This window comes from Limimonas halophila, from assembly GCF_900100655.1.
Taxonomy (GTDB): Bacteria; Pseudomonadota; Alphaproteobacteria; order Kiloniellales; family Rhodovibrionaceae; genus Limimonas; species Limimonas halophila.
Genome location: NZ_FNCE01000001.1, coordinates 58,995 through 75,350 on the forward strand (window position 1 = coordinate 58,995; position 16,356 = coordinate 75,350).

At 70.3% G+C, this 16,356-nt stretch carries 14 protein-coding genes and 1 pseudogene; 3 read left to right on the forward strand and 12 right to left on the reverse strand.

The annotated features are described in order from the left end of the window. Positions 1-164 precede the first annotated feature (164 nt). The 5 genes from BLQ43_RS00275 to BLQ43_RS00295 are packed head-to-tail and all read right to left on the reverse strand — an operon-like array spanning position 165 to position 3,430. Positions 165-1,460: an energy transducer TonB gene (locus BLQ43_RS00275; protein ID WP_090018125.1), complete on the reverse strand. Its 1,296-nt coding sequence runs from the start codon at positions 1,458-1,460 to the stop codon at positions 165-167. 3 nt (positions 1,461-1,463) lie between these two features. Then, positions 1,464-1,880: an ExbD/TolR family protein gene (locus BLQ43_RS00280; protein ID WP_090018126.1), complete on the reverse strand. Its 417-nt coding sequence runs from the start codon at positions 1,878-1,880 to the stop codon at positions 1,464-1,466. Continuing rightward, positions 1,877-2,245 carry an ExbD/TolR family protein gene (locus tag BLQ43_RS00285; RefSeq protein WP_218119066.1) on the reverse strand — a complete coding sequence of 123 codons (369 nt, stop codon included), beginning with the start codon at positions 2,243-2,245 and terminating at the stop codon, positions 1,877-1,879. The genes BLQ43_RS00280 and BLQ43_RS00285 overlap by 4 nt, the downstream gene beginning before the upstream one ends. Before the next feature lie 19 nt (positions 2,246-2,264). Then, positions 2,265-2,954, reverse strand: coding sequence for a MotA/TolQ/ExbB proton channel family protein (locus BLQ43_RS00290; RefSeq protein WP_090018128.1), 690 nt, complete (start codon positions 2,952-2,954; stop codon positions 2,265-2,267). 53 nt (positions 2,955-3,007) lie between these two features. Further along, positions 3,008-3,430, reverse strand: coding sequence for a hypothetical protein (locus tag BLQ43_RS00295; protein ID WP_090018129.1), 423 nt, complete (start codon positions 3,428-3,430; stop codon positions 3,008-3,010). A gap of 302 nt (positions 3,431-3,732) precedes the next feature. Here BLQ43_RS00295 and BLQ43_RS00300 point away from each other — a divergent pair, with 302 nt between their 5' ends. After that, positions 3,733-5,886, forward strand: a complete 2,154-nt coding sequence (locus tag BLQ43_RS00300) for a TonB-dependent receptor (protein WP_176758442.1) — start codon at positions 3,733-3,735, stop codon at positions 5,884-5,886. A 77-nt stretch (positions 5,887-5,963) separates the two neighbouring features. On the opposite strand, the gene BLQ43_RS00305 is transcribed toward BLQ43_RS00300, so the two are convergent. Then, positions 5,964-6,380: a hypothetical protein gene (locus BLQ43_RS00305; protein WP_143006093.1), complete on the reverse strand. Its 417-nt coding sequence runs from the start codon at positions 6,378-6,380 to the stop codon at positions 5,964-5,966. A 434-nt stretch (positions 6,381-6,814) separates the two neighbouring features. Here BLQ43_RS00305 and BLQ43_RS00310 point away from each other — a divergent pair. Further along, positions 6,815-8,476 (forward strand): annotated as a pseudogene (locus tag BLQ43_RS00310) (methyl-accepting chemotaxis protein); the annotation flags it as partial. A gap of 3 nt (positions 8,477-8,479) precedes the next feature. Here the strand turns inward: BLQ43_RS00310 and BLQ43_RS00315 are convergent. The 5 genes from BLQ43_RS00315 to BLQ43_RS00335 form a co-directional block, all read right to left on the reverse strand. Further along, the gene (locus BLQ43_RS00315) at positions 8,480-9,925 is read right to left on the reverse strand and encodes a cryptochrome/photolyase family protein (RefSeq protein ID WP_090018133.1); all 1,446 of its coding nucleotides are present in this window, start codon (positions 9,923-9,925) and stop codon (positions 8,480-8,482) included. Between the two features lie 321 nt (positions 9,926-10,246). Further along, the gene (pdeM, locus tag BLQ43_RS00320; protein ID WP_245659391.1) at positions 10,247-10,954 is read right to left on the reverse strand and encodes a ligase-associated DNA damage response endonuclease PdeM; all 708 of its coding nucleotides are present in this window, start codon (positions 10,952-10,954) and stop codon (positions 10,247-10,249) included. Between the two features lie 484 nt (positions 10,955-11,438). Continuing rightward, a complete protein-coding gene (locus BLQ43_RS00325) occupies positions 11,439-11,660 on the reverse strand; it encodes a ribbon-helix-helix protein, CopG family (RefSeq protein ID WP_090018135.1) in 222 nt (73 codons plus the stop codon). Beyond that, positions 11,657-12,076, reverse strand: a complete 420-nt coding sequence (locus tag BLQ43_RS00330) for a putative toxin-antitoxin system toxin component, PIN family (protein ID WP_090018136.1) — start codon at positions 12,074-12,076, stop codon at positions 11,657-11,659. The genes BLQ43_RS00325 and BLQ43_RS00330 overlap by 4 nt, the downstream gene beginning before the upstream one ends. A 340-nt stretch (positions 12,077-12,416) precedes the next feature. Next, a complete protein-coding gene (locus tag BLQ43_RS00335) occupies positions 12,417-14,885 on the reverse strand; it encodes a ligase-associated DNA damage response DEXH box helicase (RefSeq protein ID WP_090018137.1) in 2,469 nt (822 codons plus the stop codon). A gap of 304 nt (positions 14,886-15,189) precedes the next feature. Here BLQ43_RS00335 and BLQ43_RS00340 point away from each other — a divergent pair, with 304 nt between their 5' ends. Beyond that, a complete protein-coding gene (locus BLQ43_RS00340) occupies positions 15,190-15,561 on the forward strand; it encodes a nuclear transport factor 2 family protein (RefSeq protein ID WP_176758443.1) in 372 nt (123 codons plus the stop codon). Positions 15,562-15,622: 61 nt separating this feature from the next. Here BLQ43_RS00340 and BLQ43_RS00345 read toward each other — a convergent pair whose 3' ends face one another. Beyond that, positions 15,623-16,285 (reverse strand): peroxiredoxin, encoded by a 663-nt coding sequence (locus BLQ43_RS00345; protein ID WP_090018619.1) that lies wholly within the window; start codon positions 16,283-16,285, stop codon positions 15,623-15,625. Positions 16,286-16,356: the final 71 nt, after the last annotated feature.

The following is a 16,356-nucleotide window of genomic DNA, read 5'->3' on the forward strand; positions in this document are numbered from 1 at the left end:
GTGCGGGCATGATGGCTGAGCCCGGATCCGTCCGATCCGGGCTCATCATGCCCTGCGGTTCGCCGCCGCGCCCCGCGTACACCGTGTGCGGCCGGGCGGTCGGTGTGGGCTGTCAGGGGCATGTGGGATCGCGCCGCGCGCGTCAAGCGCGAGCGTTCGAACGCTCAGCGTAGCGCGTAGCCCACGGGCACGACCAGCCGAAAGCGCTCGCGCGTCATGCTGTCGGGAAAGGCGGGGAAGGGCGCGGCCTGGCGCACCATGCGCCGGGCCGCGCGGTCCAGCACGCCGTGGCCGGAGCCGGACACGATCTCCAGGCTCAGCAGCTCGCCGTCGCGGGCGATCTCGAAGGCGATCTTGACCGTGCCCTCCAGCTCGCGCCGCCGGGCGGTGCGCGGGTAGGTCTTGTTCGCCAGGAGCCGCTGCTGGAGCGTGCCCAGGTAGCTGTCCGGCGCGCCGCCGCCCGGACCGCCGCTCGACGCCCCTTGCCGGCCCGAGCCGGCGGACTGACCGGACCCGCCGCTCGTGGTCGATGGCGCGCTGCCCTGCTCGCCAGTGGTCTCGGCGGCCGTATCGCCCTCGGCGGGTGCGCTGGTGGCCGTTTGCGTCTCCGGCCGCTCGACCGGCTCGGTGGCCTGTTCTGCCGGCTCGGGGGTGGTGGCGGTTTCGGGCTCGGCGTCGGCGGCCTCGACGCGCTCCGGCGGTTCGGCGGTGGTTTGCTCGGGCTTCGCGGTCGGGGCCTCGGGCGCCGCGTCCGCCGTTTCGGCTGTCGGCGTGTCGGGGCGGCTGGGCTTCGTGGTGGGGGCGTCGGGCACGGAGGCCGTGGCCGTCGTGGTGGTTGGTTCCACCGTGCTGGCGGTTTCGGCGGGTTCGGCGGTCTCGACGGTTTCGGCTGTTTGCGCCTGCTGCGCGGCTTCGGGCGCGACCGCGTCCGCCGGGGCGGCCTCGGGCGTCTCGACCGCCGGAGCGGCCTCGGCCGTCTCGACCGTCGTCGTTTCGGTGGGCTGAGCCGTGTCCACGGTTGCCGCCGTGTCGGCGGATGGTTGCGCCGTTTCCGGTTGCACAGCCTCGGCCGTGGCCGTTTCCGGCTCGACGGCCTGCGCGGTTTCCACGGTTTCCGTGGGCGTGCTGGTCGTCGACGGCGCCTGCGTCTCGGCCGTGTCCGCCGTCTCGACGGGCTCGGCGGTTTCCGCCTGCGCGGCGTTGGCCGCGTCCGTCGGCCCGACGGCCTTCGCCGTCTGCGGCGCGGACTCGACCGCGTCCGCCACGGCCGCATCGGCCGCCGGCGCGGCGCTGGCGCTCGCGGGGCCGCTGCCCACCGAGATCGTGGCGCCGCCGCCACCGCCGCCCGGCGAGGGCATTTGCGGCGCGCGGTTGGCCCACGCGACGATCGCCGCCGCGGCGGCGTGCAACAGCAGTGCCCCGCCGGCGGCGGCGGCGAGATGCCGGGTCCGCAAACGCATGCCTCAGCCCCCGCCGCGGACCGTGAGCATGTCGATACGCTCGACACCCGCCTCGCGCAGGCGATCCATGACGGCGACCACACGGGCGGCGTCGGCGCGCGCGTCGGCCTTGAGGCGCAGGCGGCCGGTGTCGGCCCCACGCGCCTCGGCCCCACGCGCCTCGGCCACGGCGTCGGCGAGCCCGGCCAGCTTCACCGTCTGCCCGCCCACGGAAATGCGCCCGTCGGCGGCCACATAGAGCGTCGCCGGGTCCTTCGCCGGTTCACGCTCGCTGGCCGAGGACGGCGGGCTGAGCGGGAAGGGATCGCTGCGCGAGAGTTGCCCGGCCATCATGAAGAAAATCAGCAACAGGAAGACGACGTTGATGAGCGGCGTCACGTTCTCCGGGCGCTCGCGGCGTTGGGGCTGGCGCAGCTTCATGACCCGCCCTCCGCGCGCAACAGGCGCGTGCGCTTCAGCCCCGCGGCCTCCACGAGGTCGATGACGCCCACCGCGCGCTGCAAGGACACACCCGGGCGCGGCTCGATCAGCACGCGCGGCGGTTCCGGCCGCTCGGCATAGCCGGTCAGGCGCTGGCGCAGCGTGGCCTCGTCGACGCGCCGGCCGTTCAGGTCCAGCCCGCCGCCGGGCAGCAGCCGCACGAGCACGGCCGGGGATCCGTCGCCCCCGCCGCCGCGCTCCACCGGCGGCTCCATGGCGATGCTGCGCCAGCTCTGGAAGCTGGACGCCAGCATGAAGAAGACCAGCAGGATGAAGACGACGTCGATCAGCGGCGTCAGGCTCACGCTCGCGCGGCGGCGGCGCCTATTCCGCAGCCTGGACGGCCGGTGCTGGCTCGGGGACGGCATGGGCGCTCGCCTCGGCGGTGAACACGCGGGTGATGGCGTCCTCGGCGTGGTGGGTGATGCGCTCGACCTGACGCTCCAGCCAGGTGAAGGCCATTAGCGTCGGGATCGCCACGGCCAGCCCGACGGCGGTGGTCAGCAGGGCCTCCCAGATGCCGCCGGAGAGCACGGCCGGGTCCACGCGGCTGCCCGCGGCCTCCATCTGCTGGAATGCCTCGATCATGCCCAGCACCGTGCCCAGCAGGCCGAGCAGCGGGCTGACGGCGGCGATGATCTCCAGCACGCGCAGGTGCGAGCGCAGCTCCTCCATGAGCTGACCGGCCTCGCGCTCGATCTCCTCGCGCAGGCTCGCCCGGTCGCCCGCGCCGCCGCGAAGCCCCGCCAGCGCCCGCGCCAGGATGGGCGCGAGCGCCCCGCGCCCCGCGTTCAGGCGGTTGAGGGCGTGCGCCGTCGCCCCGCGCCGGTGGTCGTTGAGCGCCGCCTCCACCGTGCCGTCGGGGTCGGGGCGGGCGCGCCAGAGCTGGTACGCCTTGGCGAGCGTGACCGCCAGCGCGATCACCGAGAGCGCCACCAGGATCACCACCACCGGGCCGCCGGCCTGCGCCAGCGACAGCAGGGTGTCCAGGATGCCCTGGGAATCCGTCTGCATGGCTGACATCCTCTGCTCGGCGCCGGGGGCGCCGGTCCGTTTCCCGCAGGGGCCTATTTCACGAAGGCCGCGTCCGTGCGCGAGCTGGTGGCCGTCAGGGCCGTGCAGTCCACCGTGGCGTCGCCCGCCGGCTGGCAGTCGCGCACGCGGTTGAGCAGGATGCGCCCGACGTCGCCGCAGGCCACACCCTGGATGTCGAACAGCTTCACCGTGGTCTTGTCCGCGCGAAGCCCTCGGGTGCGCACGGCCAGCCGCTTCGCGATCACGTCCCGGCTGTCGAAGATGACGAGGTCGAGCGTGTAGGCGTCGAAGGCGTGCCCGCTGGCGTTGTCGAACACCATGTAGGCGCGGCAGCCGCCGTCGACGGCCTCCAGCTTGTTCAGCTCCACGCCGACCTTGCCGGTTTCGGCGCTGGCGGTGCCCGCCAGCAGCCCCGCGGCGAGGCCGGTGACGCCAATGATGTTATATCGTAACATGTCGGCAGCCCTATCCCTGGTCCCGGCGTGCGTCAAGCATGCCGGGGGTGTGGTCCGTCGGATTCGATCCGTTTCCGTGCCGCTTCATCGCGGTATCGCCTTTCGACCGGCCGCGTCATCCCGCGCGCCGCTGGTGTGTTTCCAGCCCGTGTGACGATCTGTCGCTTGACGCGTCTTGCCTAACACGAAAGGTTCCAACGGTGGAAGGTTCGGGCGCTGGTTGTGTTCGGGCGCTTTCGATCCACCGGACCTGCGAATCATTCGCAACACGGGTGTCGCAAATCGGGGGACGGGGCTCAAGCATGATTCAGCACACGGCATCGCGGCGGGCGCGCCGCCTGGCAGGGGTGGGCGCACTCGCCGGCGCCCTCGCGCTGCCGCACGTCGCGCCGGCGCAGACGGCGGACGGGACGGAAACCCTGGGCACGATCGCGGTCGAGGGGACGCCCATCATGGCGCCGGGGCCGGCGGAGACGCTCACGGTCGATCCCGCGGAAACCACAACCTCGGGCGTCGATTCGGCCGACCTCGTCGAACGCCAGCCCGGCTACAGCGTCAACGACAACGGCCCCATCAGCGGGCAGGTGCAGCACCGCGGCATGTTCGGGCCGCGCATGAACGTGCGCGTGGACGGCACCTACGTGAACCCGGGCGGGCCGAACTGGATGGACCCGCCGCTGCACTACGCGCCCTCGGGCCTGATCGACACGGTCGAGGCGGATCGCGGCATGGCGTCGGTGAGCACCGGCGCCGAGAGCATCGGCGGCTCGGTCAACGCCAAGCTCAAGGAAAGCAGCTTCGCCGCCGGCGGGGAAATCCGCGTGGGCGCCGAGGTCAACGGCGAACTCCGAACGGCCGAGGATTCGGGCAGCGGCTCCGGCTTCGTCGAGGCGGCGAGCGACCGCCACCGCGTCCACGCCATGACCAGCGGCAGCACGGGCGGCGACATCGAATTCCCCGGCGGCGAGATCCAGGCCAGCGAGCACGAGCGCACCATGGTCGGCGGCGGCTACGGCGTGCGCCTGGCGCCGGGGCACGAACTGTCGTTCAACGTTCGCCACCACGAAACCGACGACACCGGCAACCCCGCGCTGCCGATGGACATCCGCTTCTTCGACACGAACATCCTGTCGGCCGACTACACCGGCGAAACCGGGCTCGGCACGGTGACGGCGGAACTGTCCTACTCCGACATCGACCACCAGATGGACAACGTGACGCTGCGCGCGCTCGGCAACGCCAATCCGCGCCGCGTCAACGCCCAGAGCACCGGCATCGGCTGGTCGCTCGGCCTAGAACGCGGCATCGGTCTGGGATCGCTGAAGCTCGGCGTGGACGGCCACCTGGCCGGGCACGAGATGAACATCTTCAACCCGCGCAACGCCGCCTTCTTCGTCCAGAACTTCGAGGACATCGACCGCGACCGCTACAGCGTCTTCGGCGAGTGGGACGCCGAGGTGACGCGCGACCTGAACGTCGAGCTGGGCGCGCGTGTGACGCAGGTGGAGATGGACGCCAGCCGCGTCGCCACGGGCAGCGCCCCGGGCGCGCCGCCGGTGCAGCGGCTGGTGGACGACTTCAACGGCGGCGACCGCGACACGAGCGACACCCTCGTCGACTGGGTCGCCAAGGTGGCCTACGATGTCAGCGACAGCGTTACGCTGCGCCTGGAAGGCGGGCGCAAGACGCGCTCCCCCTCCTACATCGAGCGCTTCGCCTGGCTGCCCATCGAGGCCACCGCTGGTCTCGCCGACGGCAACAACTACGTCGGGCGGGTCGGCCTCGACCCCGAGGTGGCGCACGAGGTCGGCCTGGGCGCGGACTGGACCACGAGCAGCGTCTATTTCCGCCCGCGCGTCTTCTACCGGGATGTCGACGACTTCATCACCGGCACGCCCTTCGACGACACGCCGAACACGATCGACAGCGACGTGGAGCGCGTCAGCAACGCCAACGGCGATGCCACGCCGCTGATCTACAGCAACACGGGCGCGGAGTTCTACGGCTTCGACGTCGACTTCGGCTACCGCTTCACCGAGAACCTGCGCATGGACGGGCAGGTGTCGCTCACCCGCGCGGAGCGCACCGACATCGACGACAACGTCTACCGCGTGCCGCCCGCGCAGGGGAACCTGCGCTTCACCTATGCGCAAAGCGGCTGGAGCGCCTTCGTCGGCACGGATCTGGCCGCCGACAAGGACCGCATCTCCCAGACCAACAACGACCCGAGCACCGAGGATCCGCGCACGCCCGGCCACGCCATCGTGAACCTGGGCGGCAGATTGCAGGTCACCCAGGGCGCGAACGTGCAGCTCGCGGTCAACAACCTCTTCGACGACAGCTACGAGCAGCAGCTCGGCGGCTTCAACCGCGTCGCCAACAGCGACGTCGGCGTCGGTCAGCGGCTCCCCGGCACCGGCCGCAGCGTCATCATGCGCGTGACCGCCGCTTTTTGAGGCGCCCAACCCCCAAAAAAGACGACGCCTCTCGCCTGGCCCCGGGTGTGATTGCGCACCCGGGGCTTTTCTGTGGCTCACCGACTGAACGGCACGCGCGCGTGGGACGACGGCGCGGTGAGCGCGATGCAATCCGGCTCGGCACCGTCGGCCGTGCGGCAGGCGAAGATGCCGTCCAGGCGCACGGCCGCGATCGTGTCGCAGGGGACGTCGTGGGCGACGAAGCTGGTTGCGGTGAGCACGCCCGCGGGCATCCCGCGCGTTCGGGCGGGCAGGCGCCGCAGGACACCGCCCCCGTCGTCGAGCACCGTCAGGGTCAGGCCGTAGGCCTTGAAGCCGTGGCCAGTCCGGTTGGACAGCGCGAACACCAGCCGGCAGCCGCGGCGGTCGTCTTCCAGCGTGTCCAGCACCAAGCCGATGCCGCCGGCCTTGGCGGGGCCGGCGAAGGCCGCGCTGATCGCGGCGGCGGCGATGAGCTGTGCCAAGCCTCGCATGGTGGTCTCCGTCCGTGGTCCGCGCCGAGGCGGTAGCATGCGGATGCGGGCGCGGAATCGCAAAAGAACCGCCGCACCGCGCACAGCCGGCCGCTCGCGCGGGAAGCATCGGGGGTGTCGTGCGGTCACCTTCGCGCGGCGATGTTCAACCAATGTCGTCAAATGTCTTAGCCGGAGTAAATTGGCATGTCGTGATGCGATACTGATTTGGTTGCTTTCCGATCGCTCCGGTTGCATCAGTGCGATGGTGATCGCCATTTGATAATCTCAGACCGCTTTTGGATGAATAAAATTCGTATTAAGATATACGAAACCTTTTCGCGCCAGTCTCGGATCGGGTGTCGAGCTGCCGCAGGAGTTGCGGCGCGCGTGGCGTGTTTCCGGTCCGGGAGGAAAATATGGCTGGTGTCCGCGAGCGGCTTGCCAATGTGCGCATTGGCAACAAGATCGCCTCGATCATCGTTCTCTTGGCGGCGTTGGCCGTCGTCGCGACTTGGTTGGGCGTGCGCGGCGTCAACAACACCGCGCAGGCGACCAAAAACCTTTACGACCATCCCTTCAAAGTCAGCAATGCGCTGGGGAACCTGCGCACGGCGCTGCTCAGCACCAGCGACGCGATGCTGGTGCTCACGGCGGGCGACGTGGACGCGGACCGCGAGGCCGTGCGCGAGCGCGTGGCCGAGGACCGCAAGCAGATCGCCGCGGCCATCGACACGCTGCACGCCCGCTACCTGGGCGAGAAGCAGGACATCTCGCGCATCGAAAACACCGTGCAGGCGTATCGGGACGTCGTCGAGCGCACGCTGAGCGCGCTGGACAACGGCAACCGGGAGCAGGCGCGCAAGCTGTACGCCGGACAAGGGCGCGAGACTTTCCAGGCCGCCTATGACTCGGTGGATAAGCTGCTCCAGTTCGCCCGCAACATGGCGAAGAAGTTTCTCGGCGACAGCATGGCCGAGCGGGATTCGCTGGTCTGGCGGCTGATTGGCCTGACGGCCGGCATGCTGCTGGTTGGGGCGGTGCTGGCCGTGCTCGTCAGCCGCAGCATCACGCGCCCCTTGACGCGCCTGCGCGACCAGATGAGCGATCTGGCCCGGGGCAACCACGGCTTCACCGTGGCCGGCACGCGGCGGCGCGACGAAACCGGGCAGATGGCGCAGGCGGTCGAGGTTTTCCGCGAGCAGGCGGAAGAGTCCGACCGCCTGAAGCGCGAAAATGAAGAGAAGGAACGTCAGGCCCAGGAAGAGCGCAAGCAGGCGATGAACGAACTGGCCCAGCGCTTCGAGCGCGAGGTGGGCGAGATCGTGCAGCAGGTCAGCAGCTCCGCCCAGCAGCTTCAGGGCACGGCCGAAACGATGTCCAACTCGGCCTCCACCACGAGCGAGCGCGTGCAGGCGGTCGGCTCCTCCGCCGAGCAGGCATCCAGCAACGTGCAGACCGTGGCCTCGGCGGCGCAGCAGCTCACGAACTCCATCGACGAGGTCGGATCGCGCATCAACCAGCAGTCCGAGACGGCGCGGGCCGCGCGGCAGCGCGCCGACGGCGCGCGCGAGCAGGTGCAATCCCTGGCCCAGGCGGCGGACCAGATCGGCGGCGTCATCCAGCAGATCCAGGACATCGCCGAGAAGACCAACCTGCTCGCCCTCAACGCGACCATCGAGGCGGCGCGCGCCGGCGAGGCCGGCAAGGGCTTCGCCGTCGTGGCGGACGAGGTGAAGTCGCTCGCCAACCAGACACAGAAGGCGACCGAGGACATCTCCGAGCGCATCAAGACGGTGCAGAACGAGACCAGCGAGGCGGTCAGCGTGATCGAGGCGGTGGCCGACAACATGCGCGAGATCGACGAGGCGGCCTCCTCGATCGCCTCGGCGGTGGAGGAGCAGACCTCCTCGACGCGGGAGATCTCGCGCAACGTCGAGGAAGCCTCGACCGGCGTTCAGGACGTCTCCACGCAGCTCGGCGACATCGGCGACACCGCCAGTCAGGCCGGCACGGCGTCCAACGACCTGCTGTCCGCGGCGTCCAGCCTGTCCCGGCAGGCCGACACGCTGTCCACCAAGGTCGACGGCTTCCTCAAGGAAGTGCGCAACGGGTGAGCGTCAGCCCCCCTTGATCGTCTCGAACGCGGCCAGGGCGCGCTTGCGGGCGGCGCTGTGGTCCACGACGGGGTGGGGGTAGGTTTCGCCGAGCCGGACCCCCGCCCCCGTCAGCACCTGGGGCGGCGCCTGCCAGGGGGCGTGGATGTGCTTCGCCGGCATCCGCGCCAGCTCCGGCACCCAGGTGCGCACGTAGCCGCCCTCGGGGTCGAACTTCTGCCCCTGCGTGACCGGATTGAAGATGCGGAAGTAGGGCGCCGCGTCGGCGCCGCAGCCGGCGACCCACTGCCACGAGGCCGAATTGTTGGCGAGGTCGGCGTCCACGAGCGTGTCCCAGAACCAGCGCTCGCCCCACTGCCACGGCAGCAGCAGGTCCTTCACCAGGAAGGAGCCGACGATCATGCGCACGCGGTTGTGCATCCAGCCCGTGGCCCACAGCTCGCGCATCCCGGCGTCGACCACGGGGTATCCGGTGCGTCCCGCCGTCCAGGCGGCGTAGGCGTCCGCATCGTCGCGCCAGGGGAAGGCGCGGAATTGCGATTTCCAGGTGGTTTCCGGGATCTCGGGCCACCAGTAGAGCAGGTGATACGAGAACTCCCGCCACACCAGCTCGCGCAGAAAATCCCAGCCGGCGGACTCCACCCCGGGCTCGGCCGCCATGCGGGCGCGCGTCGCGGCCCAGACCTGGCGCGGCGACACCTCGCCCCAGTGCAGGTGCGGCGACAGGCGGCTGGTGCCCGCTGTGTCGGGCCGGTTGCGCAACTCGGGATAGCCGGCGAGGCTGGTTTCCAGAAAGGCGTTCAGGCGCGCGTGGGCGCCGGCTTCGCCCGGTGTCCAGGCGGCGCGCAGGCCATGCGCCCAGTCGGGCGCCGTCGGCGTCAGCCCCCAGGCGTCGAGGGTCTCGCTGTCCGCCGTGACGCCGCCGGGGACGCGTTCGGGCGCGGGCAAGGGCGCTTCGGGTTCCGGGCGCGCGCGGAACGCCTTCCAGTAGGGCGTAAACACCTTGTAGGGCGCGTCCGCGCCCGTCTTGATGCCCCAGGGCTCGGCCAGCAGCCGCCCGTTGTGGCTTTCCGCGTGCACGCCGCGGGCGCGCAGGTCCGCCTTGATGCGGGCGTCGCGGTCGTTGGCCCAGGGCTCGTAGAGGCGGTTCCAGTGCACGGCCCCGGCGCCCACCGCCGCCGCCACGGCCGGCACGACCGTTTCCGCCGGCCCGCGCCGAAGGACCAGCGGCGCACCGAGGCGGTCCAGCGCATCGGCCAGCGCGCGCAGGGACTGGTGCAGCCACCACCGCGCGGCGCCGCCGGGGGCGTGCGCGCCGGGCGTCTCCTCGTCCAGCACGAACAGCGGCACCACCGGGTGCCCGTGGTCGATGGCCGCCGCCAGCGCGGGGTTGTCCGCCACCCGGAGGTCCGATCGAAACCACATCAAAGTGGGGCAATCACATCCCATGATTGTGTTTCCCTTTCGGGGGGTTGATAACTCACGCGAACGCCGATACGCTCACGCCGATGTGACAGCCCGTTGAAGCCTTTGCGATCTTGTGTCGCATTGTATGACAGGGCAAATTCGGACTAGGTGTTCTGAACATGGGATGGAGTTCGTCCCATCGGGAGGGCGTCTCGCCTCGGCTAGGCCTCCTCACTTCCCGATAAAACTCCGTCCCGTGCGCCGGGCGGCGCCGGTCGTTCCCCCAACCCCACACCCCACCCTCGAGCGGTGTCGCCCGGCATCCTTCCGACCCACCCGCGGGGACGATGGCGTCGTCGCCGCTCACGACAAGAGGCGGTCGCCCGAAAAGCCGTACACGCTTTGCGTGCCCAGGACGTGGACCCGGAACCGGGCCGCGAACAGGCTTTGAAAAGCCGGATCGCGCACGTTCAACCCCCCCGTGTAGGCACCGAACGCCGGGAGCACGAGGCGGCGGCCGTCGTGAACGAAACAGGACCGCCGGAGCGTGCGCCCGCGCACGCGCACCTTGGCCTTGGGGTGGTAGTGTCCGGAGACCTCGCCCGCAGGCAGCGCGTCGGTGCGCGCGATGTGGCGGAACACCAGGCCGCCCGCGCAATGCTCCTGCATGACCTCGCCGCCGAAGGCGGGGCTCGGGTCGGGGTCGTGGTTGCCCGCGATCCAGATCCAGTGGGCCCGCGCCGTCAGCGCGCGCAGCCGCTCGCCCTCAGCCGCGTCCAGCCGCTGCGGCCCGCCGGGGTCGTGAAAGGAATCGCCCAGGCAGATCACGGTGTCGGGGCGGTGCCGGTCGAGCGCCGCGGCCAAGCGGTCCAGGGTTGCCGTGCTGTCGTGGGGCGGCAGGGGGCCGGCGCCGTGGCGGGTGTAATTGCTGCCCTTTTCCAGATGCAGGTCGGCGACGATGAGCGTGCGCCGGGCCGGCCACAGCAGCACGCCCGCCGGATCGGGCTGCAGCGCGACGCCGTTCAGGCGGATCGTTGGCTGCTCGGCGGTGGGCGCGTCCTGCGCTCGCACGGGCGATCGTCTCCTCATGCGCGGTCTTGTCGAGACGGCCGGCCTTGTCGAGCGGTCCCGCTTCCCACTGGCGGCGCGGGGCATGCGGCGGCGCTTCACCGCGCGTCGGCGCCGGGGTGGGGCAAGTGCCTCCCGTCGCCACGGCGGTGGGGGCCTCGAAGCGCGATTGATACGCGGCGAATCCCGCTTCGCCAATCCCGCCCTTTCTCCTGAAGGAGAAGGTGGTGGTTGGCGAAACGTCGCGTCGCGCCAACCCTCTCCCGCCGGGAGATGGCCGCCCGGCGACCCCCGTCGCCGGGCGGGGGGAGGCGGTGACGGTACGGATGGCAACGATTCCCAGACAGCCGCCCCCATCGCGTTTGGACGGCGTCCGGTCAGCTGACGAAGGCGATCAAACATGCCATGTTTGCGTCCGATCGCTTGACGGATGGGATGTTTGATCGCCCCTATGCGGCCGCTCAGCGGCGGCACGCGCTTGATGCGGTTACCCCTCGTCGTCCCGGTCGAGGCGATCGAGCACGGCCAAGGCCGCATCCCGGTCGCCTTGAGACGCCATGGCCCGGAAGCGGTTCTCCACGTCCCACGCTGTGATGGCCTGGGTGCTCAACTCTTCGAACAGCTTGTTGACGCTGATCCCGCGGCTTTGGGCCAGGGCTTTCAAGCGGGCGGCTGTGTCGTCGGGCAGCCGGATCGTCAGGGTGCTCATGAGACTGCCTCCAGGTACGTTCGTGGTGTGCGGACATGGACATTGGGGACATGGAGATCGCCGCCGCCCACATCCCGCACGTTCCAAGTCACGATGTACGAGGCGGTGCCAGCCATCGCCAGCTCAACCAGATGGTTGTCGGCTTCATCCGGCAGGTTGGGCCGCCAGCGATAGAAGATGTGCACCCACCGGCCCGCGGCTGCCAGCGCTGCCAACACGGCCTCTCGTTCCGCTCGCGTGGTCCCGGTGTCCATGTCCTGACGGGAGAGGACCGCTTCGTATTCCAACCATAGGGTGGTGCCGAAAAGGGGCACATCGCGACCGTCGATCGCGCGCCGCAGAACCTCGCGCGATCGCCCGCCCCCAGCGCGCAGACCCGCCACCACCACGTTCGTATCGAGAACGATGTCGGCCATTTGGACAGCATATACGCTGTCACCCGACAGCCGCAATCGGTAAGGCGTGTCGTGCGCTGCGTGCCAAGGTGCGTCACTGGGTATAATCACCCTCGGGCATTGCGCGGAACACCTTCCATGTTTGTCGCACGCTTCACCGTCACCGCCTCATCCCGATGAAGCTGGAGCCTCATCGATCTTGCGCGCCTGGGGCGTGCGAGGCGAGCAAAGCTCGCCTGTCCGCCTGAAGGAGAAGGTGACGGTTCGGATGGCCACATTTCCCGAGAGTGCCGCCCCCATCGCGCTTGGACGGCGTCTGTTCGCTTGACAAATGCGATCAAGCACGCCGTCTTTTCGATCGTCAATCCAGCGGCAGGCTCGCCTGATCCAGCTCGGGCGCGGTGGCCTCGGCGATGAGGTCGTCGGCGCTTTCTTCCAGCAGCGCGTCCACGGCCTCGCCGTGCACCTGCTCGCGGCCGATCTCCAATAGCACGGGCACGGCCAGCGGCGAGATGCGCGGCAGGTGGTGGACCCGCAGCTTGCCCTGAACGCGGGCGAGCATCTGGTCCAGCCGCGCCACGTCGGTCAAGCCGGCGGCGGCCTCCTGGCGCGTGGCGCGCAGCAGCACGTGGCCGGGCTCGTGCTTGCGCAGCACGTCGTAGATCAGCTCGGACGAGAAGGTGACCTGCTTGCCGGACTTCTCGCGGCCGGGCACCTGGCGGTCGATGAGGCCCGCGACGAGGCCGACGTTGCGGAAGGTGCGGCGCAGCAGCGAGGACTCCGCCATCCACTCCTCCAGGTCGTCGCCCAGGATGTCCTGCTCGAACAGCGCCTCGATGTGGGCGGTGTCGAGCGGCTTGGCGCTCCACACCCCGAGCACGTAGTCCGTGCCGACGAAGCCCAGCGGCTGCAGGCCCATGCGCTCCATGCGGCGGGTGAGCAGCATGCCGAGCGTCTGGTGGGCGTTGCGGCCCTCGAAGCAGTAGGCGACGAGGTAGTGGACCTCGTTGCGCGGGAAGGTCTCCACCAGCAGCCCCTCGCGCCCCGGCACGGCGGAGCGCCAGCGCTGGATGCCCAGCCATTCGGCCACGGGGTCGGGCAGGTCGCGCCATTCCCGGCGGTCTTCCAGGATGCCGCGCACGCGCTCGGCCAGGTGTGTGGACAGCGGCAGCTTGCCGCCGATGTAGGCGGGCACCTTGGGCGCGTCGGGGCCCTTCGCGCGCGTCACCTCGCACGTCAGCCCGACGATGCGCTCGAAGCGCAGCATCTCGCCGCCGAAGATGAAGGTGTCGCCGGCCGTGAGGTGCTGGGCGAAGAACTCCTCGACCTCGCCGAGCGTGCGGCCCTTGCGCAGCTGCACCGCGAGCGTCGGCGCCTCCACGATCGTGCCCACGTTGAGGCGGTAGCGCTGCGCGTCGGGGATGCTGGTGACGCGGTAACGCCCCTGTTCGTCGTGCTGCAGGCGGCGATAGCGCCGGTAGCTCTTGAGCGCGTAGCCGCCGTGGTCCACGAAGGCGAAGCAGTCGTCGAAGTCCTCGCGTGCGAGGTCGCGGTAGGGCTGGGCGTGGCGGACCTCGTGGTAGAGCTCGTCCGGGTCCACCGGCCCGGCGCAGGCCATGCCCAGGATGTGCTGGGCGAGCACGTCCAGCCCGCCGGCCCTGGCCGGTTCGCCGTCCAGGGTGCCGTGGCGGATGGCGTCCACGGCGGCGCGGCACTCCAGCACCTCGAAGCGGTTGGCGGGCACCAGGAGCGCGCGGCTGGGCGCGTCCAGGCGGTGGTTGGCGCGGCCGATGCGCTGGAGCAGGCGCGAGACGCCCTTGGGCGCGCCGATCTGGACCACGAGGTCGATGGCGCCCCAGTCGATCCCGAGGTCGAGCGAGGAGGTGGCGACCACCCCGCGCAGCTCCCCGCGCGCCATGGCGGCTTCCACCTTGCGGCGCTGTTCGATCGCCAGCGAGCCGTGGTGGAGCGCGATGGGCAGCGCGTCCTCGTTCAGCCGCCACAGCTCCTGAAAGACGATTTCCGCCTGCGCGCGCGTGTTGACGAAGACCAGCGCGGTCGTGGCGGCGCGGATGCGCTCGTAGACCTCGCCGAGGGCGTGCACGGCCATGTGGCCCGCCCACGGCAGGTATTCGCGCGTGGTCAGGATCTCGATCTCGGGTTTCGGCCCTTCGCCACCGTCGATGCGGGCCACGCGGCCGTCGTCTTCACCGCTCGCCGAGAGCCAGGCCGCCAGCGTGTCGGGTTGCGCCACCGTGGCCGAGAGCCCCACGCGCCGCACGCCCGGCGCCAGGCGGTCCAGCCGCGCCAGATCGAGCGCCAGCAGGTCGCCGCGCTTGGTGCCGGCGAGCGCGTGCAGCTCGTCGATCACGACCGAGCGCAGGCCGGCGAAGACCTCGCCCGCGTCCGGGTAAGACAGCATCAGCGCCAGGGATTCCGGCGTCGTCAGCAGGATGTTGGGCGGCTGGCGGCGCTGGCGCTGGCGCTTGCTCTGCGGCGTGTCGCCCGTGCGCGTTTCCAGGCTAACGGGCGCGGTCATCTCCGCCACGGGGTCGGTGAGGTTGCGGTGGATGTCCTGCGTCAGCGCCTTCAGCGGCGCGACGTAGAGGGTGTGCAGCCCGTCGCGGGGCTGCGCGATCAGCTCCGCCAGCGTGGGCAGGAAGCCGGCGAGCGTCTTGCCGCCGCCCGTGGGCGCGGTCAGCAGCGCGGAGCGACCCTGGGCCGCCGTTGCCAGCATGGCCCATTGATGGGGATGCGGCTGCCAGCCGCGGCCGGCGAACCAGTCGGCGAGCGGTTGGGGTAGGTCGGTCGGCGGGGCGTCGGCGCTCATCGATCCGGACATGGCACGGCGCGGGGCGCACGGAAAGAGCCATGGAACGGCGCGGGGCGCACGGAAAGAGCCATGGCACGGTGCGGGGCGCACGGAAAGAGCCATGGCACGGCGCCGGGAGCAGGGAAAGAGGCATGGGACGGCCGCCGCCCGCTGGCAGGCTGCGCGGAGCGCCGGGGTCCCGGCGTGGCACGACGCCTGCGCCCTGTGACAAGCGTGTGAAGTGGTGGCGCGCGCGCCGATTCGCCCGGTACGCTCGATGAATTCGAGGGGTTTTGGGTTTTTTCAAACCCAGGAGGTAGCCATGTCGAACGCCCGAAACCGGGAATCCATTGAGGCGACGCTCTACGCCTATCTCAATGGCATGCGCCATGCCGATCCCGGGTTGTTAAAAATCGCATTTCACGACGACGCGAATCTTTGTGGGCCAATGGGCGATTCCATGCTCACCGGACCGGTTTCCCGGCTGCTGTCCTGGGTGGAAAACGATCTGGCGCCGGGTGGTACCGGGCGGGACCACGGCATGCGGGTCGAGGAGATCGAGATCCACGAGCCCATCGCGCTGGTGAAGTGCCGCGAAACCGGGTTTCTGGGGCGCGACGCCCTGGACGTCTTCACGCTGGTCCAGCAGGGCGCGGGCTGGAAAATCACCAACAAGTCCTGGACGCTGATGTAAGCGTGCGCGCCGGCGCAAAACGGCCCGGCGGGCCGCGCACCCGCCGGGCCGGTCGCCGCTGTTACGCATTCGGCTGCGGAATGACGCGCAGGTAGGGCTTCAGCGTCTTCCAGCCGTCCGGATACTTCTTCTGCGCATCATCGTTGGAGACGCTGGGCGCGATGATCACGTCCTCCCCCTGCTGCCAGTCGGCCGGCGTGGCGACGGCGTGCTCGGCCGTGAGCTGCAGCGAATCGATGGCGCGCAGGATCTCGGCGAAGTTGCGGCCCGTGCTCATGGGGTAGGTGAGGATCAGCTTCACCTTCTTGTCCGGGCCGACGACCACGACGTAGCGCACCGTCAGGTTGTCCACAGGGGTGCGGCCCTCGGAGCTCTCGCCGGCGTCGGCCGGGAGCATGCCGTAGAGCTTGGCGACCTTCAGGTCGCTGTCGCCGATGATCGGGTAGTTGGGCGCGTTGCCCGTGACGTCCTCGATGTCCTGGGCCCACTGCTTGTGGCTGTCGACGGGGTCGACGCTCAGGCCGAGCATCTTCACGCCGCGCTTGTCGAACTCGGGCTTGAGCTTGGCGGCGGCGCCCAGCTCGGTGGTGCACACCGGCGTGAAGTCCTTCGGGTGGGAGAACAGGATCGCCCAGTTGTCGCCGATCCACTCGTGGAAGCGGATCGGGCCCTCGGTCGTCTGCGCCTCGAAGTCCGGCGCGATGTCGTTGATACGCAGCGTCATCGTCTCCTCCATCGGGTCGGGGTGCGCGTCTCGGTCGTGCCTGTGTACCAGTCGCCGCCCGGCGCGCCCAT